Origin of the sequence: Enterobacter cloacae complex sp. P13B, from assembly GCF_014895915.1 — a bacterium.
Classification (GTDB): domain Bacteria; phylum Pseudomonadota; class Gammaproteobacteria; order Enterobacterales; family Enterobacteriaceae; genus Enterobacter; species Enterobacter bugandensis.
The window spans coordinates 35,533-54,852 of record NZ_JADBQN010000016.1 but is presented as its reverse complement, the minus strand read 5'-3'; the positions used below and the strand labels follow the sequence as shown (position 1 = coordinate 54,852).

At 57.9% G+C, this 19,320-nt stretch carries 22 protein-coding genes and 1 tRNA gene; 13 read left to right on the top strand and 10 right to left on the bottom strand.

Annotated features, from left to right (window positions below; translation table 11 throughout):
• Positions 1-12: 12 nt before the first annotated feature.
• The 9 genes from IM273_RS08700 to ureG all read left to right on the top strand — a co-directional run bounded on the left by IM273_RS08700 (position 13) and on the right by ureG (position 6,649).
• Complete coding sequence (locus tag IM273_RS08700; RefSeq protein WP_028014463.1) at positions 13-1,026, top strand: alpha/beta hydrolase; 1,014 nt, start codon at positions 13-15, stop codon at positions 1,024-1,026.
• Positions 1,027-1,163: 137 nt separating this feature from the next.
• Positions 1,164-1,991: an urease accessory protein UreD gene (locus IM273_RS08695; RefSeq protein WP_193050840.1), complete on the top strand. Its 828-nt coding sequence runs from the start codon at positions 1,164-1,166 to the stop codon at positions 1,989-1,991.
• Positions 1,992-2,001: 10 nt separating this feature from the next.
• The gene (locus tag IM273_RS08690; RefSeq protein WP_003862556.1) at positions 2,002-2,304 is read left to right on the top strand and encodes an urease subunit gamma; all 303 of its coding nucleotides are present in this window, start codon (positions 2,002-2,004) and stop codon (positions 2,302-2,304) included.
• 10 nt (positions 2,305-2,314) lie between these two features.
• Positions 2,315-2,629: an urease subunit beta gene (locus IM273_RS08685; RefSeq protein WP_193050843.1), complete on the top strand. Its 315-nt coding sequence runs from the start codon at positions 2,315-2,317 to the stop codon at positions 2,627-2,629.
• Positions 2,622-4,325 (top strand): urease subunit alpha, encoded by a 1,704-nt coding sequence (gene ureC / locus IM273_RS08680; protein WP_193050845.1) that lies wholly within the window; start codon positions 2,622-2,624, stop codon positions 4,323-4,325. Before IM273_RS08685 ends, ureC begins: the two co-directional genes overlap by 8 nt.
• A gap of 9 nt (positions 4,326-4,334) precedes the next feature.
• Positions 4,335-4,799, top strand: a complete 465-nt coding sequence (ureE, locus tag IM273_RS08675; protein WP_192987506.1) for an urease accessory protein UreE — start codon at positions 4,335-4,337, stop codon at positions 4,797-4,799.
• Positions 4,800-4,808: 9 nt separating this feature from the next.
• The gene (locus IM273_RS08670) at positions 4,809-5,348 is read left to right on the top strand and encodes a HupE/UreJ family protein (RefSeq protein ID WP_193050847.1); all 540 of its coding nucleotides are present in this window, start codon (positions 4,809-4,811) and stop codon (positions 5,346-5,348) included.
• A complete protein-coding gene (locus IM273_RS08665; protein ID WP_193050849.1) occupies positions 5,348-6,022 on the top strand; it encodes an urease accessory protein UreF in 675 nt (224 codons plus the stop codon). The genes IM273_RS08670 and IM273_RS08665 overlap by 1 nt, the downstream gene beginning before the upstream one ends.
• Positions 6,023-6,031: 9 nt before the next feature.
• Positions 6,032-6,649 carry an urease accessory protein UreG gene (gene ureG / locus IM273_RS08660; protein WP_193050851.1) on the top strand — a complete coding sequence of 206 codons (618 nt, stop codon included), beginning with the start codon at positions 6,032-6,034 and terminating at the stop codon, positions 6,647-6,649.
• Positions 6,650-6,696: 47 nt separating this feature from the next.
• Here the strand turns inward: ureG and tsaD are convergent, their stop codons facing one another.
• A complete protein-coding gene (tsaD, locus tag IM273_RS08655; protein ID WP_028014471.1) occupies positions 6,697-7,710 on the bottom strand; it encodes a tRNA (adenosine(37)-N6)-threonylcarbamoyltransferase complex transferase subunit TsaD in 1,014 nt (337 codons plus the stop codon).
• A gap of 236 nt (positions 7,711-7,946) precedes the next feature.
• On the opposite strand from tsaD, the gene rpsU reads away from it, so the two are divergent.
• From rpsU to rpoD, 3 genes are all read left to right on the top strand, one after another.
• A complete protein-coding gene (gene rpsU / locus IM273_RS08650; RefSeq protein ID WP_001144069.1) occupies positions 7,947-8,162 on the top strand; it encodes a 30S ribosomal protein S21 in 216 nt (71 codons plus the stop codon).
• A gap of 115 nt (positions 8,163-8,277) precedes the next feature.
• Positions 8,278-10,023: a DNA primase gene (gene dnaG, locus IM273_RS08645; RefSeq protein ID WP_193050853.1), complete on the top strand. Its 1,746-nt coding sequence runs from the start codon at positions 8,278-8,280 to the stop codon at positions 10,021-10,023.
• A gap of 153 nt (positions 10,024-10,176) precedes the next feature.
• Positions 10,177-12,021 carry an RNA polymerase sigma factor RpoD gene (gene rpoD / locus IM273_RS08640; RefSeq protein WP_028014473.1) on the top strand — a complete coding sequence of 615 codons (1,845 nt, stop codon included), beginning with the start codon at positions 10,177-10,179 and terminating at the stop codon, positions 12,019-12,021.
• A 97-nt stretch (positions 12,022-12,118) separates the two neighbouring features.
• Here the strand turns inward: rpoD and mug are convergent, their stop codons facing one another.
• Positions 12,119-12,625 carry a G/U mismatch-specific DNA glycosylase gene (mug, locus tag IM273_RS08635; RefSeq protein WP_023333460.1) on the bottom strand — a complete coding sequence of 169 codons (507 nt, stop codon included), beginning with the start codon at positions 12,623-12,625 and terminating at the stop codon, positions 12,119-12,121.
• A gap of 124 nt (positions 12,626-12,749) precedes the next feature.
• On the opposite strand from mug, the gene IM273_RS08630 reads away from it, so the two are divergent.
• Positions 12,750-12,825 (top strand) — tRNA-Ile (locus IM273_RS08630).
• A gap of 83 nt (positions 12,826-12,908) precedes the next feature.
• Here the strand turns inward: IM273_RS08630 and IM273_RS08625 are convergent.
• The 8 genes from IM273_RS08625 to IM273_RS08590 form a co-directional block, all read right to left on the bottom strand.
• The gene (locus IM273_RS08625) at positions 12,909-13,109 is read right to left on the bottom strand and encodes an ogr/Delta-like zinc finger family protein (RefSeq protein ID WP_052682964.1); all 201 of its coding nucleotides are present in this window, start codon (positions 13,107-13,109) and stop codon (positions 12,909-12,911) included.
• A 66-nt stretch (positions 13,110-13,175) separates the two neighbouring features.
• The gene (locus IM273_RS08620) at positions 13,176-14,324 is read right to left on the bottom strand and encodes a phage late control D family protein (RefSeq protein WP_041908058.1); all 1,149 of its coding nucleotides are present in this window, start codon (positions 14,322-14,324) and stop codon (positions 13,176-13,178) included.
• Positions 14,321-14,785: a phage tail protein gene (locus tag IM273_RS08615; protein WP_193050855.1), complete on the bottom strand. Its 465-nt coding sequence runs from the start codon at positions 14,783-14,785 to the stop codon at positions 14,321-14,323. The genes IM273_RS08620 and IM273_RS08615 overlap by 4 nt, the downstream gene beginning before the upstream one ends.
• 11 nt (positions 14,786-14,796) lie before the next feature.
• A complete protein-coding gene (locus tag IM273_RS08610) occupies positions 14,797-17,079 on the bottom strand; it encodes a phage tail tape measure protein (protein ID WP_193050857.1) in 2,283 nt (760 codons plus the stop codon).
• Positions 17,072-17,191 carry a GpE family phage tail protein gene (locus IM273_RS08605; protein ID WP_041908052.1) on the bottom strand — a complete coding sequence of 40 codons (120 nt, stop codon included), beginning with the start codon at positions 17,189-17,191 and terminating at the stop codon, positions 17,072-17,074. Before IM273_RS08605 ends, IM273_RS08610 begins: the two co-directional genes overlap by 8 nt.
• A gap of 32 nt (positions 17,192-17,223) precedes the next feature.
• Positions 17,224-17,526 carry a phage tail assembly protein gene (locus IM273_RS08600; protein WP_041908050.1) on the bottom strand — a complete coding sequence of 101 codons (303 nt, stop codon included), beginning with the start codon at positions 17,524-17,526 and terminating at the stop codon, positions 17,224-17,226.
• A gap of 56 nt (positions 17,527-17,582) precedes the next feature.
• Positions 17,583-18,101 carry a phage major tail tube protein gene (locus IM273_RS08595; RefSeq protein WP_023309235.1) on the bottom strand — a complete coding sequence of 173 codons (519 nt, stop codon included), beginning with the start codon at positions 18,099-18,101 and terminating at the stop codon, positions 17,583-17,585.
• A gap of 11 nt (positions 18,102-18,112) precedes the next feature.
• Positions 18,113-19,300 (bottom strand): phage tail sheath protein, encoded by a 1,188-nt coding sequence (locus tag IM273_RS08590; RefSeq protein ID WP_193050859.1) that lies wholly within the window; start codon positions 19,298-19,300, stop codon positions 18,113-18,115.
• Positions 19,301-19,320: the final 20 nt, after the last annotated feature.

Genomic DNA, 19,320 nt, shown 5'->3' with positions numbered 1-19,320 from the left:
AGGGGTACCATCATGAAAACATTAACCGCCATCCTGATTTCTTCCGTCTTCGCGTCAGCCGCGGCATCCGCTCAAACCACCAATACTCCAGCCCCGACCGCAGGCGTACAGGCATTTCTTGATGTCCTGAATGCTGGCAAAGGGAAACCGATGGAACAGATGACCCCGCAGGAGGCCCGCCAGGTACTGATCGGCGCACAGCAAGGAGCAAAATTGCCGCCCGCTCAGGTGACTGAAAAAACGATCCAGGTCAATGGCCAGACGATCGCCCTAAAAATTGTGAAGCCTGAACATGCTGCCGGTACGCTCCCGGTATTTATGTTCTTCCACGGTGGCGGTTGGGTGCTGGGTGATTTTCCAACCCACGAACGTTTAATCCGCGATCTGGTTCGCGCATCAGGCGCCGCAGCGGTTTACGTTGATTACACACCGTCACCTGAAGCCCATTTCCCGGTGGCAATCAATCAGGCCTATGAAGCGACAAAATGGGTAGCCGAGCACGGCCAGGAAATTGGCGTGGACGGCAGCCGTCTGGGCCTGGTTGGTAACAGCGTGGGCGGCAACATGGTGGCTTCAGTGGCATTGCAGGCCAAACAGTTTAATGGGCCAAAAATTCGCTACAACGTGATGCTCTGGCCAGTGACGGACGCCAGCTTTGATACGGCTTCCTATCACCAGTTCGAAAATGGCTACTTCCTGTCAAAAAACATGATGAAATGGTTCTGGGACAACTACACCACCAGCGCTGCCGATCGTAACAATATCCTTGCCTCTCCGCTTCGCGCCAGCACTGCACAGTTGAAAGGCTTCCCGGAGACGCTGATTCAGACAGCTGAGCTGGACGTTCTGCGGGATGAAGGTGAAGCATTCGGGCGTAAACTGGATGCGGCTGGCGTCCCGGTGACCGTCACGCGCTATAACGGCATGATCCACGATTACGGCCTGCTTAACCCGCTGAGCCAGGAGCCAACGGTTAAAGTCGCCCTTGAGCAGGCAGGTGCAGCATTGCATGACCACCTGAAATAGGATCGTCACGCTTCACACAGAGCACGGCCCCGGGCCGTGCTTTTTAATTTCCTCTATCCATAAGCGACTCATATGACAGCCTTCATTTCCGCCAGGGCATACTGAAACGACCCCGATGATGCGCAGATGGAAGCAGCATGTTAGCAGCTCAGGTCACTGATAATACGTATAAAGGCTGGCAGGCGTCGCTTGCCCTGCAGTTTTGTCACGCCCCTGAGAAAACCCTCCTGCGTTCCGCTCGACACGTCGGGCCGCTCACCGTACAACGTCCGTTTTATCCCGAAGGAAAAACCTGCCACCTCTATCTGCTGCACCCGCCCGGCGGCGTCGTGGGCGGCGATACGCTGGATATTTCCGTTCGGCTCGATGCCAAAAGCCACGCGCTTATCACCATGCCCGGCGCCAGCAAGTTCTACCGCAGCAGCGGCCCGCAGGCGCGTCTGAGCCAGCACTTTTATCTTGATGAAAACGCCACGCTGGAGTGGCTGCCGCAGGACACCATTATCTTTCCCGGCGCGAACGCCGCGCTGCGTTCCATCTTCCACCTTAAGGCCTCCAGCACGCTGCTGGCGTGGGAGCTGTACTGCCTGGGCCGCCCGGTAATCAGTGAGACCTTCAGCCACGGCACGCTGGAGAGCCGCCTTGAAGTGTGGGTGGATGACGAACCGCGCCTGATAGAGCGCCAGCACCTCGGCGACGGCGATCTCACGCCCGTTGCCGGACACCCGTGGATCGGCACACTGCTGTTCTATCCGGCCCGGGAAGATCATCTCGACACGGTGCGCGCGCTGCTCGCGCCTCTGGGCCATTTTGCGGGGGCAACGCTCACCGACGCTCTGCTGTCGGTGCGTTTTCTCTCCCACGACAACCTGATTTGCCAGCGGGCGATGCGCGACATCTGGCAGTCGCTTCGCCCGCTTCTTACTACCAAAACCGCCTGTTCGCCGCGCATCTGGCAGACATAAGAGAAACGTTATGGAACTGACCCCCAGAGAAAAAGACAAGCTGTTGCTGTTTACCGCCGCGCTGGTTGCCGAACGCCGCCTTGCGCGCGGGGTAAAGCTCAACTACCCGGAATCGGTCGCGCTGATCAGCGCCTTCATCATGGAAGGCGCGCGCGATGGCGAAACCGTCGCCTCGCTGATGGAGGCGGGCCGCCACGTCCTTACGCGCGATCAGGTGATGGAGGGCGTGCCGGAGATGATCCCGGATATACAGGTGGAAGCCACCTTCCCGGACGGCTCCAAGCTCGTCACCGTCCACAACCCGATCGTGTAAGGAGCACGTGATGATCCCAGGTGAATTCCAGATCCAGCCCGGCACTATTGCGATCAACGTCGGGCGAGACACTCAAAGCGTGATTGTGGAAAACCACGGCGACAGGCCGAGCCAGGTCGGATCGCACTACCACTTTTACGAGGTCAACCCCGCGCTGAAGTTTGATCGCGAAGCCACCAGGGGCTACCGGCTGAACATTCCGGCGGGCACCGCCGTGCGCTTCGAGCCAGGCCAGAAGCGAGAGGTGACGCTGGTGCAGGTGACGGGCGCGCAGCGCATTTTTGGCTTTCGCGGCGAGGTAATGGGCGAGGTGAAACATGGCTGAAATTTCACGTCAGGCGTATGCCGACATGTTCGGCCCCACTACCGGGGATAAGGTGCGGCTGGCGGACAGCGAGCTGTGGATCGAAGTGGAAGACGATCTCACGGTCTACGGCGAAGAGGTCAAGTTCGGCGGCGGGAAGGTGATCCGCGACGGCATGGGTCAGGGGCAGATGACCGCTGACGGCTGCGTGGACCTGGTTCTCACCAACGCGCTGATCGTCGATCACTGGGGGATCGTGAAGGCCGATATCGGTGTGAAGGACGGGCGGATCTTCGCCGTCGGCAAAGCCGGGAACCCGGACATTCAGCCCGGCGTGACGATCCCGATCGGCGCCGCGACGGAAGTGATTGCTGCCGAGGGGAAGATCGTCACCGCTGGCGGGATCGACACCCACATCCACTGGATCTGCCCTCAGCAGGCGGAAGAGGCGCTGGTCTCCGGCATCACCACCATGATTGGCGGCGGCACCGGTCCGGCGGCGGGCACCAACGCCACCACCTGCACGCCGGGGCCGTGGTATATCGCCCGCATGCTGCAGGCCGCCGATACGCTGCCGGTGAATATTGGCCTGCTCGGCAAAGGTAACGGCTCCAACCCGAACGCCCTGCGCGAGCAGATCGCCGCCGGCGCCATCGGGCTGAAGATCCACGAAGACTGGGGCGCGACGCCCGCTGCGATTAACTGCTCGCTGGAGGTGGCCGAAGAGATGGATATTCAGGTGGCGCTGCACAGCGACACGCTGAACGAGTCCGGGTTTGTCGAAGACACGCTGGCGGCCATCGGCGGGCGCACGATCCACACCTTCCACACCGAAGGCGCGGGCGGCGGCCACGCGCCGGATATCATCACCGCCTGCGCGCACCCGAATATTCTGCCCTCTTCCACCAACCCGACCTTGCCCTACACGGTGAACACCATCGACGAGCACCTCGACATGCTGATGGTTTGCCATCACCTCGACCCGGATATCGCCGAGGACGTGGCGTTTGCCGAATCCCGCATTCGCCGGGAGACCATCGCTGCAGAAGACGTGCTGCACGATATCGGCGCGTTCTCGCTCACCTCGTCAGACTCCCAGGCCATGGGCCGCGTCGGGGAAGTGATTATCCGCACCTGGCAGGTGGCGCATCGCATGAAGGTCCAGCGCGGCGCGCTGCCGGAAGAGACGGGCGATAACGACAACTTCCGGGTGAAGCGCTATGTCGCCAAATACACCATTAACCCGGCGCTGACCCACGGCATCGCCCATGAAGTGGGCTCGATTGAGGCGGGCAAGCTGGCGGATCTGGTGGTCTGGTCCCCCGCCTTCTTTGGCGTAAAACCGGCCACCATCGTCAAAGGCGGGATGATCGCCTGCGCGCCGATGGGCGACATCAACGCCTCGATCCCCACGCCGCAGCCAGTGCATTACCGCCCGATGTTTGGCGCGCTGGGCGCAGCACGCCACGCCACGCGGCTGACGTTTGTTTCTCAGGCGGCCCACGCGAACGGCATCCCGCAGCAGCTCAGCCTGCAGAGCGCCACGGCGGTGGTAAAAGGCTGCCGGACGGTGAAAAAGGCCGACATGATCCATAACGCTCTGCAACCGAACATCACCGTCGATTCGCAAACCTACGAGGTGCGCGTCGACGGTGAACTGATAACCAGCGAACCGGCTGACGTTCTGCCGATGGCGCAACGCTATTTCCTGTTTTAAGGAGTGAAGATGATCTACTTAACACAACGTCTGGACCACGCGCACCCGATCACCGCCAGCGTCACGCTGCCGATTGACGTGCGGGTGAAAAGCCGCGCCCGCGTATCGCTGAACGACGGTCGTGAAGCCGGACTGATGCTGCCGCGCGGCCTGCTGCTGCGCGGGGGCGACCTGCTCTGTAACGAAGACGGCAGCGAGGTGATTGAGGTGATCGCCGCCCCGGAGTCGGTTTCCGTGGTGCGCTGCGCCGATCCGTTCCTGCTCGCCCGCGCCTGCTACCACCTGGGCAACCGCCACGTGCCGCTGCAGGTCATGCCCGGCGAGCTGCGCTATCACCACGATCACGTTCTCGACGATATGCTGCGCCAGTTCGGGCTGGAGGTAACCTTCGCCAGCCTGCCGTTTGAACCGGAAGCGGGCGCTTACGCCAGCGATACCCACAGCCATAGCCATTCTCACGCCCATTCACATTAAGGATCAATCATGCGTAAGTATTTACCGCTGTTACTGCTGGCTTTTTCCGTTCCCGCGCTCGCGCATCCCGGCCACGGCGCCGACAGCTTTCAGGCCGGTTTTCTCCACCCGCTGACCGGGCTGGATCACCTGCTGATGCTGACCGGGGCTGGCATGCTATCTGCCCTGAGCGGCCGCAAGCTCCTGCTGCCGTTTGCCACCCTCGGCATGATGCTTGTCGGCGCCGTTGCGGGCAGCCTGCTCGGCGGCTTTAGCGGCATGGAGATGCTGATTATCGCCTCGCTGGCGGTGTGCGGCGTGATGATGTTTAAAACCGAAAACCGCCTGCTGCTGGCGGTGCCTGCCCTGGCGATGTTCCACGGCTGGGCGCACGGCGTGGAGATGTCTGGCCACAGCTTCTGGCTGTTCACCAGCGGTTTTATGCTGGCCAGCGCGACGGTGCTGTGCGCCAGTTTCGCCGCAGGCTTGCTGCTGCGCCGTCACGACGGGCTGCGTAAAACCTTCGGCGGCGGGCTGATCGTCTCCGCCCTGCTGGCGCTGATGAGCTGATGGAGCATGCCCGCCAGCGGCTGCGCCTGATGCAGCTCTCCAGCAGTAGCCTGCCGGTCGGATCGTTTACCTGGTCGCAGGGGCTGGAGTGGGCCGTAGAGGCGGGCTGGGTTACGAGCACCGACGCCTTCAGGCGCTGGCAGATCCAGCAGATGAAGCAGAGCTTTTTCTGCGTCGACCTGCCGCTGTTCATCCGCCTGTACCGTGCCTGCGAACAGCAGGACGTCGCGGCAGCAAAACGCTGGACGGCATATTTGCTCGCCTGCCGGGAAACGCGCGAGCTGCGCGAAGAGGAGCGCAACCGTGGTGCGGCCTTTACGCGCCTGATTAAAAGCTGGGAGCCGAACTGCCCGGCAGAGTGGCTGCCGCTGTTTGCGCAGAGCCAGCTCTGCGGCATGGCGTGGCTCGGCGTGCGCTGGGGCATTGGCGCGCGCGAGCTGGCGCTGAGCCTCGGCTACAGCTGGATAGAGAGCGCGGTGATGGCGGGCGTCAAGCTCGTCCCCTTCGGACAGCAGGCGGCGCAGCAGCTGATTATCGAGCTGAGCGACCATTTTGCCGCCGGATTTGAACAGGCATTTTTACGTGGCGACGACGCACTGGGGGCAGCTACGCCACTGTCGGCCATCGCCTCCGCGCGCCACGAAACACAATATTCACGACTATTCCGTTCCTGAGGAGTCAACATGGCTGATTACAAACATCCCCTGCGCGTGGGCGTGGGCGGTCCGGTAGGATCGGGCAAAACCGCGCTGCTGGAAGCGCTCTGCAAGGCGATGCGCGACACGTACCATCTGGCGGTGGTGACCAATGATATCTACACCAAAGAGGATCAGCGCATCCTGACCGAGGCGGGCGCGCTTGAGCCGGAGCGCATCGTGGGCGTGGAGACGGGCGGCTGCCCGCATACCGCCATCCGCGAAGATGCCTCAATGAACCTCGCGGCGGTAGAAGCACTCAGCGAGAAGTTCGGTAATCTGGATCTGATCTTCGTTGAAAGCGGCGGGGACAACCTGAGCGCGACCTTCAGCCCGGAGCTGGCGGACCTGACCATTTACGTGATCGACGTGGCCGAAGGGGAAAAAATTCCGCGCAAGGGCGGACCGGGGATCACCAAATCCGATTTTCTGGTGATCAACAAAACCGATCTTGCGCCATACGTGGGGGCGTCGCTGGAGGTGATGGAGCATGATACTAACCGCATGCGCGGCGAGCGCACGTGGACGTTTACCAACCTGAAGGCGGGTGACGGTCTGGGGACGATTATTGCGTTTCTGGAAGAGAAAGGGATGCTGCGGGTGTAGTCGTAAATTTCCCTCTCCCCTGTGGGGAGAGGGTTAGGGTGAGGGGGTTACGCCTCAGGCAGTTCCGCCAGCGGCCAGCGCGGACGCACGGACACGCTCAGGTCGGACGTTGCCCCCGCATTCAGGCGCACCATACCGGCGTAGGCGATCATCGCCCCGTTATCGGTACAGAATTCCGGACGCGCGTAGAACACTTCCCCGCGACGCTTTTGCATCATCTCCGCAAGCTTCGCGCGCAGCGTGCGGTTGGCGCTGACGCCGCCCGCCATCACCAGACGCTTGAAGCCGGTCTGATCCAGCGCACGCTTGCACTTGATCATCAGCGTATCCACTACCGCATCTTCGAACGCGCGGGCGATATCGGCGCGGGTCTGGTCGCTGTCGTCGTTATTGCGGATAGTATTCGCCGCGAAGGTTTTCAGCCCGGAGAAGCTGAAGTCCAGCCCCGGACGGTCGGTCATCGGGCGCGGGAAGACAAAGCGCCCTTCCGTTCCCTGCGACGCCATTTTAGAGAGCATCGGGCCGCCAGGGTAGTCCAGGCCCAGCAGCTTGGCGGTTTTATCGAAGGCTTCACCGGCGGCGTCATCGATCGACTCGCCCAGCAGCTCGTACTTGCCAATACCAGTTACGCTAATCAGCTGGGTATGCCCACCGGAGACCAGCAGCGCCACGAACGGGAATTCGGGCGGATTCTCTTCCAGCATCGGTGCCAGAAGATGCCCTTCCATGTGGTGAACCGGAATGGCGGGAACGTCCCACGCGAAGGCCAGCGAACGCCCCACCGTTGCGCCGACCAGCAGCGCGCCGACCAGGCCCGGACCGGCGGTATAGGCTACGGCGTCAATATCGGTTGAGCTTAATCCGGCCTCTTTCAGCGCCGCCTGAATCAGGGGCACCGTTTTACGCACGTGGTCACGAGAGGCCAGTTCAGGTACGACGCCGCCGTAGTCAGCGTGCAATTTCACCTGACTATACAGCTGGTTGGCCAGAAGCCCTTTTTCGTCGTCGTAAATGGCGATGCCGGTTTCATCGCAGGATGTTTCAATACCCAGTACACGCATGACTTGTTTTACCTCGTTTCAATACCGCGCAGTGTAGAGCCTGGGCGGGTTGATGTAAAACTTTGTTCGCCCCAGGAAGAAGGCTCGTGTATACTCCTCACCCTTATTAAAGTCCCTTTCAAAATCGCATCGGTGCTTTACAAAGCAGCAGCATTTGCAGTAAAATTCCGCACCATTTTGAAATAAGCTGGCGTTGATGCCAGCGGCAAACCGAATTTATTAAAGGTGAGAGTTACATGCCGGTAATTAAAGTACGTGAAAACGAGCCGTTCGACGTAGCACTGCGTCGCTTCAAACGTTCATGCGAGAAAGCAGGTGTTCTGGCTGAAGTTCGTCGTCGTGAGTTTTATGAAAAACCAACGACCGAACGTAAGCGCGCTAAAGCTTCCGCTGTGAAACGTCACGCGAAGAAACTGGCTCGCGAAAACGCACGCCGTACTCGTCTGTACTAATCTGTTGAGGGCCAACGCCCTCAATTGACAGACAGAGTAGTAGTCGTAAGGCCGTGCTTCCGGAAGGAATGCGCGGCTTGTTTTCGTTTATAAGTCGCTTAAATTTTTGGGGCATATGGCCGGAAGAATCCCACGCGTTTTCATCAATGACCTGCTCGCCAGAACCGACATCGTCGATCTCATCGACGCGCGGGTAAAGCTGAAAAAGCAGGGCAAGAACTACCATGCGTGCTGTCCGTTCCATAACGAAAAAACCCCCTCCTTCACCGTAAACGGTGAAAAGCAGTTTTACCATTGCTTCGGCTGTGGCGCACACGGTAATGCCGTCGATTTTTTAATGAACTACGACAAGCTCGAGTTCGTTGAAACCGTCGAAGAACTGGCGGCGATGCATAATCTTGAAGTGCCGTATGAAGCAGGCTGTGGGCCAAGTCAGATCGAGCGCCATCAGCGGCAAACGCTGTATCAACTGATGGATGGCCTGAATTCGTTTTACCAACAGTCTCTTAAGCACTCTGCGGCTGAGCCTGCGCGTCAGTATCTGAACAAGCGCGGACTGAGCGACGATGTGATTGCGCGTTTCGCTATTGGTTACGCCCCGCCCGGCTGGGACAACGTGTTAAAGCGTTTTGGCGGCAATAGCGAAGATCGTAAATCCCTCATCGACGCAGGCATGCTGGTCACTAACGACCAGGGACGAAGCTACGACCGCTTCCGTGAACGGGTGATGTTCCCGATCCGCGACAAGCGTGGCCGGGTAATTGGTTTTGGTGGTCGCGTGCTGGGTGATGCCCTGCCGAAATACCTCAACTCTCCGGAAACCGATATTTTCCATAAGGGCCGCCAGTTGTACGGTCTTTATGAGGCGCAGCAGGACAATGCGGAACCTCCGCGTCTGCTGGTCGTCGAAGGCTATATGGACGTCGTTGCGCTGGCGCAGTACGACATTAACTACGCGGTTGCGTCGTTAGGTACGTCCACCACTGCCGATCATATTCAACTGCTGTTCAGGGTGACCAACAACGTCATCTGCTGTTACGACGGTGACCGAGCCGGACGCGACGCCGCCTGGCGAGCGCTGGAAACCGCGCTGCCGTATATGACCGACGGACGTCAGCTACGCTTTATGTTCCTGCCCGACGGTGAAGACCCGGATACGCTGGTGCGTAAAGAGGGCAAAGCGGCATTCGAAGCGCGGATGGAGCAGGCACAGCCGCTCTCCACGTTTCTGTTTAACAGCCTGATGCCGCAGGTGGATTTGAGTACCCCTGACGGGCGCGCGCAGCTCAGTACTCTGGCGCTGCCGTTAATCAGCCAGGTGCCCGGCGAAACGCTGCGCATCTACCTGCGTCAGGAGTTAGGCAACAAGCTCGGTATCCTGGATGACAGCCAGCTTGAACGTTTAATGCCTAAACAGGCTGAAAACGGCACGGTTCGCCCCGCGCCTCAGCTAAAACGCACAACCATGCGTATACTGATAGGGTTACTGGTGCAAAACCCCGAACTTGCTCCGCAAGTGCCGTCGCTGGCGGGTTTGAACCACGAAAAGTTGCCCGGACTTGGCTTATTTTCAGAACTGGTCAACACTTGTTTGTCTCAGCCAGGTCTGACCACCGGACAACTTTTAGAGCATTATCGCGGCACAAAAGAGGCCGCTACCCTTGAAAAACTGTCGATGTGGGACGATATAGCAGATAAGGAAATTGCAGAAAAAACGTTCACCGACTCGCTCAACCATATGTTTGATTCGATGCTTGAGTTGCGCCAGGAAGAGTTGATAGCTCGCGAGCGCACCCATGGCTTAAGCAGCGAAGAACGCCGGGAGCTCTGGATGATTAACCAGGAACTGGCGAAGAAATAAAAAATTTAACGGCTTAAGTGCCGAATATCGATCGGGAAGCCCCCGGCAGCCGCACTGAGAGGCAGCGGCAAAAATATAAGTACGCCCTCGCTTTAAAGGTTGGCAGCACCATCGCCGACACCAATCAAACGAATTAAGTGTGGATACCGTCTTATGGAGCAAAACCCGCAGTCACAGCTGAAACTTCTTGTCCAACGCGGTAAGGAGCAAGGCTATCTGACCTATGCCGAGGTCAATGACCATCTGCCGGAAGATATCGTCGATTCAGACCAGATCGAAGACATCATCCAAATGATCAATGACATGGGCATTCAGGTGATGGAAGAAGCACCGGATGCCGATGATCTGTTGCTGGCTGAAACCTCCAACAACACTGACGAAGATGCGGAAGAAGCTGCTGCACAGGTACTGTCCAGCGTGGAATCTGAAATCGGGCGTACCACTGACCCGGTCCGCATGTACATGCGCGAAATGGGTACCGTTGAACTGTTGACCCGCGAAGGCGAAATTGACATCGCAAAACGCATCGAAGACGGGATCAACCAGGTTCAGTGCTCTGTTGCCGAATACCCGGAAGCGATTACCTATCTGCTGGAGCAGTACGATCGCGTTGAAGCGGAAGAAGCGCGCCTGTCTGACCTGATCACCGGTTTTGTCGACCCGAACGCTGAAGAAGATATGGCGCCTACCGCCACTCACGTCGGTTCTGAGCTGTCTCAGGAAGAGATGGATGACGACGAAGATGAAGATGAGGAAGAAGACGACGATAGCGCGGACGATGACAACAGCATCGACCCGGAACTGGCGCGCGAGAAGTTTGCCGAGCTGCGTACCCAGTACGAAGTAACGCGTGACACCATCAAAGCGAAAGGCCGCAGCCATGCCGCCGCTCAGGAAGAGATCCTGAAGCTGTCTGAAGTGTTCAAACAGTTCCGCCTGGTGCCAAAACAGTTCGACTACCTGGTAAACAGCATGCGCGTGATGATGGATCGCGTACGCACCCAGGAACGCATCATCATGAAGCTGTGCGTTGAGCAGTGCAAAATGCCGAAGAAGAACTTCATCACCCTCTTCACCGGCAACGAAACCAGCGAAACCTGGTTCAACGCGGCTATCGCGATGAACAAGCCGTGGTCTGAAAAACTGCACGACGTGAAGGACGATGTCTATCGCGGTCTGCAGAAGCTGCAGCAGATTGAAGAAGAGACCGGCCTGACCATCGAGCAGGTCAAAGACATCAACCGTCGTATGTCTATCGGTGAAGCGAAAGCGCGCCGTGCGAAGAAAGAGATGGTTGAGGCGAACTTGCGTCTGGTTATCTCTATCGCCAAGAAATACACCAACCGCGGTCTGCAGTTCCTGGATCTGATTCAGGAAGGCAACATCGGTCTGATGAAAGCGGTAGACAAGTTTGAATACCGTCGTGGTTACAAGTTCTCCACCTACGCGACATGGTGGATCCGTCAGGCTATCACCCGCTCTATCGCGGATCAGGCGCGCACCATCCGTATTCCGGTGCATATGATTGAGACCATCAACAAGCTCAACCGTATTTCCCGCCAGATGCTGCAGGAGATGGGACGCGAGCCGACGCCGGAAGAGCTGGCCGAGCGCATGCTGATGCCGGAAGACAAGATCCGTAAAGTGCTGAAGATCGCCAAAGAGCCGATCTCCATGGAAACACCAATCGGTGATGATGAAGATTCGCATCTGGGGGATTTCATCGAGGATACCACCCTCGAGCTGCCGCTGGACTCTGCCACCACCGAGAGCCTGCGTGCCGCAACGCACGACGTGCTGGCTGGCCTGACCGCCCGTGAAGCAAAAGTGCTGCGTATGCGTTTCGGTATCGACATGAATACCGACCACACGCTGGAAGAAGTGGGTAAACAGTTCGACGTGACCCGCGAACGTATCCGTCAGATCGAAGCGAAGGCGCTGCGTAAGCTGCGTCATCCAAGCCGCTCTGAAGTGCTGCGTAGCTTCCTGGACGACTAAACTGTCGTGACCGTGAAAAAGCTCCCTTCGGGGAGCTTTTTTATTGCCTCTTGCTGTGGGAGAGGACCAGGGTGAGGACATCAGTCCACAGAGGCTCCTAAAGCCCCCGCACCATCAGCGCCTCATCCAGCTCCCTGTAGGCCTCCACCAGCTTATCCAGCGTTGCCCTGTTGAGCCCGCTCGGGTTCGGCAACACCCACACCTGCGTAACGCCAATGGTGATGCTCTGCTTACCCCACTTAGCCCCGCGCTGGCTAAACGCCTGCTCGTAGGCCTGCTTACCGAGGATCGCCAGCGCGGCGGGCTGATAGTCTTCAATCTTCTTCACCAGTTCCCGCCCGCCGCTGCGCAGCTCATGCAGGTTGACCTCGCTTGCCTGTACCGTCGGCCGCTCGACCAACATGGTGATCCCGCAGCGCGTGTCCAGCAGGTGCTGCTCCTCTTCCGGCTTGAGTAACCTGTCGGTAAACCCGGCCTGATAGATCACCTTCCAGAAGCGATTGCCCGGATGGGCGAAGTGAAAGCCGGTGTGCGCCGAGGACTTTCCCGGATTGATTCCGCAAAACACCACCCGCAGGCCAGGGGCCAGAATGTCGTTGATCATCTTTACTCCCACTGATACGTCGTAATGGAAGTATAAAGGATTGATAATGCGTTGTTTATAAAAACAGCAGGCAGGTGTGAATGGCTGGATTGCTGCGGGGAGTTACTTTATAATTCACCGCCACGGCCCCTTAGCTCAGTGGTTAGAGCAGGCGACTCATAATCGCTTGGTCGCTGGTTCAAGTCCAGCAGGGGCCACCAAATTTTAGATGTAGAATCAAAGAATTAAGCCACTCGATTGAGTGGCTTTTTTATTGGTTTTTTATGAGCCGGTGGCACCGCCGTTAACCGTGACTCAACGAAGCCGTTCGGACACGTTCAGAGGCGCCAGGAGTTGCAATCAGACGCTCTACGGATTCCATCGTCACGAACGTACAGCTGCAGTCCACATTGGTGCACTGATGATAGCGCTCTTTGGTGTTTTCACTTAAATAGCGACTGGTACGCGCATGCGCTGAATGCTTGCACTTAGGACAATGAAACATACACCCTCCGTTTAATTCACTTTGTGTGAATTAATAATACTCAAAAACAACGTAATGGCAAATGAATTACTCTCTATCCACAGAAAATTTTTCGTCGGTGACGTTCAGCTCAAGGTTCAGCTGCGTGGTAAATCCACTCCCGCTCAGCGTATGAACCACTTCGCTGATGATCCACGCCTGCTCGTCAATGACTCGTTTAAAGCCGTTAACCAGCACCGGCGTTTCGGGAAACAGATCGGCTCGCCCCAGCGCCAGCTGGATAGAAAATTTCACGGTTCCCCGCTGAAGCGCGCGCCACTTCGCCTCCGCAGCCCTGAGCGCCTGCTCTTCAGACGCATACACCGTAGCAAGCTCAAACACGTTCTCCGCCGATCCCACCAGCCTCTCTTGCGGCTTCGGCTCCATGCCTTTAGCTCCCGACGCGGCGGCATCCGGATGCTGTAGCACCTCTGTGGGCTGCCCCCCAATCTGGCGATTAATACTCAATTGAGGATTTTGCTGTTTTGGATCGCGCGTTTGCAGCCATTTGGCCGTCACGCCGGAATAACTTTCACGGTCGGCGACGGAAAAAAGGTGCCGATCGCCATCCCCACGTTCAATCATCATTAAGGGAATCGCTGTGCCACTGGCCGTCACGGCCTGGCCCGCTTTCATGAAAATGACCTTCCCGGCTTTGATGGAAACAAATGCACCATTGCGTTCGGCCAGGCGGGTGAGAAACGCCGCGTCAGTCTCCTGAGACTGGTCAATATGAGAAATGGCAATGGATGAAAGCCCAGCCGCAACGCTTGTGGTCAACTGGTTCCGCTGAGCGATAGTAGTGACTATCGCGCCGATCGTCGTGTCATGCCACGACTGTTCGCGCCGCACGTTTAGCTTCCCACGAAAATCCGCGCTGCATCCCCTAATGGTCAGGGTGTCCGGCGCCCCCCGAAATTCAATTGTGTCGATCGTAAAGTTCCCTTTCGGCTGGAGCGGAGCTCCCTCCCACCCCAGCCATAAGGAGAGCGTTGCTCCCCGGGCTGGCAGGTCTAACAGCCCATCGGAATCATCCAGTTGAATATCCAGCTGATCGGCTTCCAGCCCACGTTTGTCGGTCATGGATAAACTGATAAGGCGGTGGCTGAAATTTTGCGTGATATCACGGTCGTTAAGCTTAAGCATAAAGTCAGGGGCGATTTTGCCGCCCGCCCGGATATTCATCTCGGCGATCATCCCACCAGCCCTCCAATGCTATTACGTGCGCTAGTCACCAGCTCTTCAGCCTGCGTTCTCAGATCGCCAAACATCTTCATCAGCGATTCGTCCACGCGTTTTAGCGACAGGGAAAATTCAATTTTTCGCGCGGTACCATCACTGTAAAACTCCGAATGCGTGTGCGTGACTTTCTCAATGATAAACATGCCGTGAATGATGCCGGTACCATCTATCAACGGCCATGCCCGCCCTTCATTCGCCATCAGCTCAACCGCCTTGAGAGAAAGCCGCCCTCCCGTGAGCTCCGGGTAAAGTACTCCGGTGAGGCTAAAGGAGGTCTCACCTTCGCCAAGATATTGCCAGGCTTTGGGCTTCCCGATGCGATCGTTGGACGCCCAGCGGTAGTCCTTTGTAAACTGCATTGTCTGATACGGTAAGGTTCGTCGTTCAAAGACAAACAGACCCAGCACCATTAACATTTTCTCTCTCCTCAACCAGACATAAAGCTGGATTGCTGCCGTCTCGCTTTATCCTGTTCAATGTTATCTATTGCCTCCCGGATTTGACGCGTCAGATCCATTCCGGAGGCCGTGCCCCCCTGCAGCGTGATGTTGTACTCGCTTTTACTCTGATCGACGTAAGAGCGTCCCCCTGTGGCGATGGTTGGCTGATACCCCTGATAGCCGCCATAGGTCCCCGTACCCGGAATATAAGAGCTGCCCGCAGGAGAGGAGGATGCCGCTTCTGCTTTTGCCGCAGCGGAGTCGAGGTTACCCGACTCGTTTTTGATCAGACCGAGCTTCTCCAGCAGCCAGCTGGCCTTGCCGCTCAGGCTGTTAAAGAGATCAAGCGGTGCCGTTAACGCATCGCCCAACGCCCGCCCAAAAATCACGCCAGCATTTTTACAGCCATCCAGCGTTTCCTGCGTCGCCTTGATCGGCGCAACCAAATCGGTGAACCATTGCCAGATACCGCCCAGCGTCTCTGAGATAGCATCAAATACCGTTATCACCGGTGAGAACATCGCCCCCAGTGGTGCGAAGGCCGTCGAAAGCCCTTCCATCACCCCGCCAAAGAAGGCGCTGATGGGTTCCCAGTATTTAAAAATCAGCAAGGCTCCGGCGGCAATCGCCGCGCCAAGGGCAATCACCGGCCAGCTAAGGGCACCCAGCACCGTCATGATGGCGCCGCCCACCACGCTGAATACCGTTCCCAACATCCCGGCCGCGGTGATGATCATATTGACGCCCGTCAGAACCGGGGCGATAACTGTTCCTACGCCGCCCAGTACGCCAGCAAACGCCTGCGCGCCGACAACAATGCTGGCGAGAGTCTGCGTCAGCTCAGGGTTGGCATTCACCCAAAGGGAGGCCGTGCTGAGCCAGCCGGTTGCGGTTGTTATCAGGTTGCGCAGAGCGCCATCTGCTTTATCGAACACGTCAATCTTCAACCCGCTCCACGCGGCCTGGAATCGGTTGATGTCGCCGTCAAGATTATCGGTCTGAACGGAAGCCGCGAGCGCGGTACTGCCCTTTGCCCCCTGCAGCTGCTTACGTTTTTCATCAAGCGATCCATCACCCGCGGCGGAAACCAGCGCCCCTGCGGCTTTTATGGCATCCGGAGTCTGAACATGGCGCAACATCGCGCTGAGCGCGTCCCCGGCGGCGGCACCTTTCATCCCCTTTTCCGCAAGAACGCCAAGCAGCGCAGTAGTCTCTTCAAGCCCCATACCGGCGGCATCCGCAGCGGGCGCAGCGGAGGTGACGGCCGCCACCATCTCAGCGAGGCTGGTATTCGAAGAGGTAAAACCGCGCGTAAGCACGTCTGCGATGCGTCCGGCATCTGCATCTGCCAGGTTATACGCGGCCTGCGTACTGCTGATAATATCGGCCGCTTTTGCCGCGCCGATATTCCCCACCTGACTGAGGTTGATCGTTGGCACAGTGGCCGCAAGCACTCCATCGGCGTCATAGCCTGAACGGGCCAGTTCGCTCTGTGTCCGGACGACCGCATCCGCAGGCGTTCCGGTGCTAGCACTAACTTCCCGTGCCTGCCGGCGAATGGCCTCAAGCCGGAGGTCTCCCTTCTCCAGGCCAAGGTTTGCCTGAATGGCAGACATCTGTTTTTCAAAACTGATGCCTGGCGCCATAAAGCGGGACGTCTGGTCAAAGCCCGCTTTTGCCATACTCACGCCCGCATTAGCCAGTTGCTGGACTCGCGAGATAGCGCGCTTGCCTGACTCGTAGCGGTTCTGAACGGTACTCAGCCGCTCCTGCTGCTGGTTGACGCGGGACAGCGCATCCCGCTGCCGGTTAAGCTGCTGCGTTTTTTCGCTGATGTTGGTTCGTAGACGACGCTCGTCCGACGAAAGCGTGCGCGTGTTTATCCCCGCCTGTGCGAGCTCAGCACGTTGACGCTGTACCGAGTAGCGTAAGCTGTTGTACTCAAGCTTAAGATCGGCTGCCGATTTTCGGGCCGCGGACAGCGCATCAGCCTGTGCCTGGGTGGGGTTCTGCGTGTTTTTAAACTGCACCGCCAGCGCCGCGGCCTGCTGTTTCGCCTGAGCAAGGGACTGCTCCGTCATGGCGAGCTGGCCGTTTGCTTTCCTGAAGCCGTTGATACGCCCCGCCTGCTCATCGAGCGCCCCAAGTGCCGCCTGCGCGTCGCGGATATCGTTCGCGAGAGTGAGGCTGGCGTTATGGAGAGCGTTAAGCGGTCGGGTTGCCCGGTCGACAGCCTTAAGCAGCTCCTGAAGTCTGACATTATTACTCATGGTGGTTTCCGCTTCGCTGCAGCGCTTTTTCGCGCCATAAGAGGAGTTCGGTCACGCTCAGGGTGTACAGCTCTGACGGCGGCCAGTGAAAGATCACCGCGATATCCGCCATCAGATCGTCGACCGACAGATTTTCAGGAAATTTCAGCGAGCCGAAGCCGGTGACAAAAAACCGATCACCTTGCCAGCAAAAGAGAGCAGATCGCAGGCATCCAGGCGCGCTACCTCATGCTCGGTCAGGGCTGGCGAGGTCATTCGCGGCAGCACCTTGATCAGCGCATCTACGTCAGATTGCGCCAGCGACGCCAGAGATACCCCTCGCAGGGTCCCGGCATTCGGTTTTGAAACGGTCACCTTTTCAATTTTTTGCTCACCGCGCTGAACAGGGCTATCAAGCGTGACGATATGTGGATTTTCGTTCATGGCGATCTCGTTGGTATTTTCCATTTCGTTACTCTTCACAAAGTTAACTTACCGGCCGGCGATCCCGGCCGGTTAAAGGGTTACAGGCCGATGGCCTTACGGTGTTCTGCCAGGCGATCGACGCCATCGACTTTCAGCACCATGTTGATGATGTCGATTTCGATGATCTCTTTGCCATCAATGGTCAGCTGGTAGTAGGCGCACTCGGTGGACATTTTGGTGGTGCCGCTCTCGCCCTGCTTGTTTTCACCACCATCAAACTCTTTATGACGACCGCGCATGACGATTTCGACGGCGGAAATTTCGCCGGTGTCATCGCGCTGATAAGAGCCGGTAAAGCGCAGCGGCACGCTGTCCGCGCCCGGAGAGGCATACTGCGCCCACAGCGCGGCGTCCGGAAGACCGCCAACGGTCCACTCCAGCGCCAGAGCATCATCGTCCAGACCGAGGTCGACAGAGACCGAGCCAGGCATACCGCCGCCGCGATACTTCTCCAGCTTGCGGGTAAGCTTCGGCAAGGTGACAGACTCAACAACGCCCATGTAGCTCAGGCCATCGTTGAACATATTCAGATATTTCAGTTTGCGTGGTAACGCCATGCTTCAGCTCCTTAGCTATTAACCGAATCTGACAGGTCTGCCAGATAGGTATCGGTGATGCGCTGGCGCAGGGTCAGATTTTCCAGCGGCGGGACAGGGGTGTAGTCATAATCGATATACAGTTTCCCCGCTTTCAGGGTTGATGCGTCGTTCGACTCAGGGTCATACCAGCAGGAGCCGTCGACGATATAGCCGTTGGTTTTCAGCTCGCGGAACTTGGCATTAATACCGGAGACGATGTCGCGGATAAGCGTTGGCGTGATGGGTTTATCCATCGCCCACGCGTGCGCTTCCGCCATGGTATCGGCCAGCACCTGCGCGGTACGGGTGTAGTTTTCAAAGACGAATAATGGATCGTCTGAGCAGGTGCGGTTACCCCAGAATTTGAAGCCGTCGTTGCGAATCAGCGTGGTGACGCCAGCCTGGTTAAGCAGGTTCGCGTCGGTGGCCTGTTCCTGCAGATCCCAGGAGACCGAAGCGCTTACGCCAGTGACGCCGTTAACGCCAACGTTTGACAGGGTTTTATGCCAGCCCATTGTCTGATCGATTTTGGCACGCAGGCCAAGCGCACGGGCGGTCGCCCAGGCCATTGTCGTCGCATTCGTAGTGGTATCCCACGCCAGAAAATCAGGGTGGATAACCATCAGCTCGCGCTGGCTAAAGTTTTTGCGGTAGTTGATCGCCTCAGAAATGGTTTTGCACCCCCATGCGCTGACATAGCCAAACGCGCGCAGGCTCTGGCACGTGGCGGCCAGAGCGGTCGCCACTTCCTGAGAGTCCAGCCCCGGTACGCCGAGAATGCGTGGCTTAACGCCGGTCACCGTTTTCGCCGTGAGAAGCGCCTTCAGACCGGTGTATTTACCGTTTTCATCAGTGGTACCGATGATGTTGGAAACGGTCTGTTTGCGGGCCTCTTCCGGGGTCTCTGCAGTGCCTTCAGCCACGCGAACAATCACGACAACCGGTTTACACTGGTCGGCGATCGCCTGCAGAGAAGTGGACAGCGTCCCCGCCTTGCCGGCTTTCGCAATCGCAGTTTGTACGTTGGTAATGAGCACGGGCTCGTTTAAAGGAAATGTCTTGTCGTCAGCATCGCTGGCCGTACAGACCATGCCGATGATTGCCGTCGAGACGGTGGAAATGGTGCGGGTGCCATCGTTGATTTCGATAACTTCCACGCCGTGGTGATAGTCGCCCATCCGGTTAACTCCTTCGTTTA

Bases quoted from the DNA above. Each gene is read 5' to 3' on its own strand.
- rpoD (WP_028014473.1), top strand. From the start codon at position 10,177: ATGGAGCAAAACCCGCAGTCACAGCTGAAACTTCTTGTCCAACGCGGT.
- ureE (WP_192987506.1), top strand. From the start codon at position 4,335: ATGATCTACTTAACACAACGTCTGGACCACGCGCACCCGATCACCGCC.
- IM273_RS08700 (WP_028014463.1), top strand. From the start codon at position 13: ATGAAAACATTAACCGCCATCCTGATTTCTTCCGTCTTCGCGTCAGCC.
- IM273_RS08665 (WP_193050849.1), top strand. From the start codon at position 5,348: ATGGAGCATGCCCGCCAGCGGCTGCGCCTGATGCAGCTCTCCAGCAGT.
- IM273_RS08695 (WP_193050840.1), top strand. From the start codon at position 1,164: ATGTTAGCAGCTCAGGTCACTGATAATACGTATAAAGGCTGGCAGGCG.
- dnaG (WP_193050853.1), top strand. From the start codon at position 8,278: ATGGCCGGAAGAATCCCACGCGTTTTCATCAATGACCTGCTCGCCAGA.
- IM273_RS08600 (WP_041908050.1), bottom strand. From the start codon at position 17,526: ATGGAAAATACCAACGAGATCGCCATGAACGAAAATCCACATATCGTC.
- IM273_RS08670 (WP_193050847.1), top strand. From the start codon at position 4,809: ATGCGTAAGTATTTACCGCTGTTACTGCTGGCTTTTTCCGTTCCCGCG.
- ureC (WP_193050845.1), top strand. From the start codon at position 2,622: ATGGCTGAAATTTCACGTCAGGCGTATGCCGACATGTTCGGCCCCACT.
- mug (WP_023333460.1), bottom strand. From the start codon at position 12,625: ATGATCAACGACATTCTGGCCCCTGGCCTGCGGGTGGTGTTTTGCGGA.
- IM273_RS08685 (WP_193050843.1), top strand. From the start codon at position 2,315: ATGATCCCAGGTGAATTCCAGATCCAGCCCGGCACTATTGCGATCAAC.
- IM273_RS08605 (WP_041908052.1), bottom strand. From the start codon at position 17,191: ATGGCGGATATCGCGGTGATCTTTCACTGGCCGCCGTCAGAGCTGTAC.
- IM273_RS08595 (WP_023309235.1), bottom strand. From the start codon at position 18,101: ATGGCGTTACCACGCAAACTGAAATATCTGAATATGTTCAACGATGGC.
- IM273_RS08625 (WP_052682964.1), bottom strand. From the start codon at position 13,109: ATGTTTCATTGTCCTAAGTGCAAGCATTCAGCGCATGCGCGTACCAGT.
- IM273_RS08620 (WP_041908058.1), bottom strand. From the start codon at position 14,324: ATGATCGCCGAGATGAATATCCGGGCGGGCGGCAAAATCGCCCCTGAC.
- tsaD (WP_028014471.1), bottom strand. From the start codon at position 7,710: ATGCGTGTACTGGGTATTGAAACATCCTGCGATGAAACCGGCATCGCC.
- ureG (WP_193050851.1), top strand. From the start codon at position 6,032: ATGGCTGATTACAAACATCCCCTGCGCGTGGGCGTGGGCGGTCCGGTA.
- IM273_RS08610 (WP_193050857.1), bottom strand. From the start codon at position 17,079: ATGAGTAATAATGTCAGACTTCAGGAGCTGCTTAAGGCTGTCGACCGG.
- rpsU (WP_001144069.1), top strand. From the start codon at position 7,947: ATGCCGGTAATTAAAGTACGTGAAAACGAGCCGTTCGACGTAGCACTG.
- IM273_RS08615 (WP_193050855.1), bottom strand. From the start codon at position 14,785: ATGTTAATGGTGCTGGGTCTGTTTGTCTTTGAACGACGAACCTTACCG.
- IM273_RS08590 (WP_193050859.1), bottom strand. From the start codon at position 19,300: ATGGGCGACTATCACCACGGCGTGGAAGTTATCGAAATCAACGATGGC.
- IM273_RS08690 (WP_003862556.1), top strand. From the start codon at position 2,002: ATGGAACTGACCCCCAGAGAAAAAGACAAGCTGTTGCTGTTTACCGCC.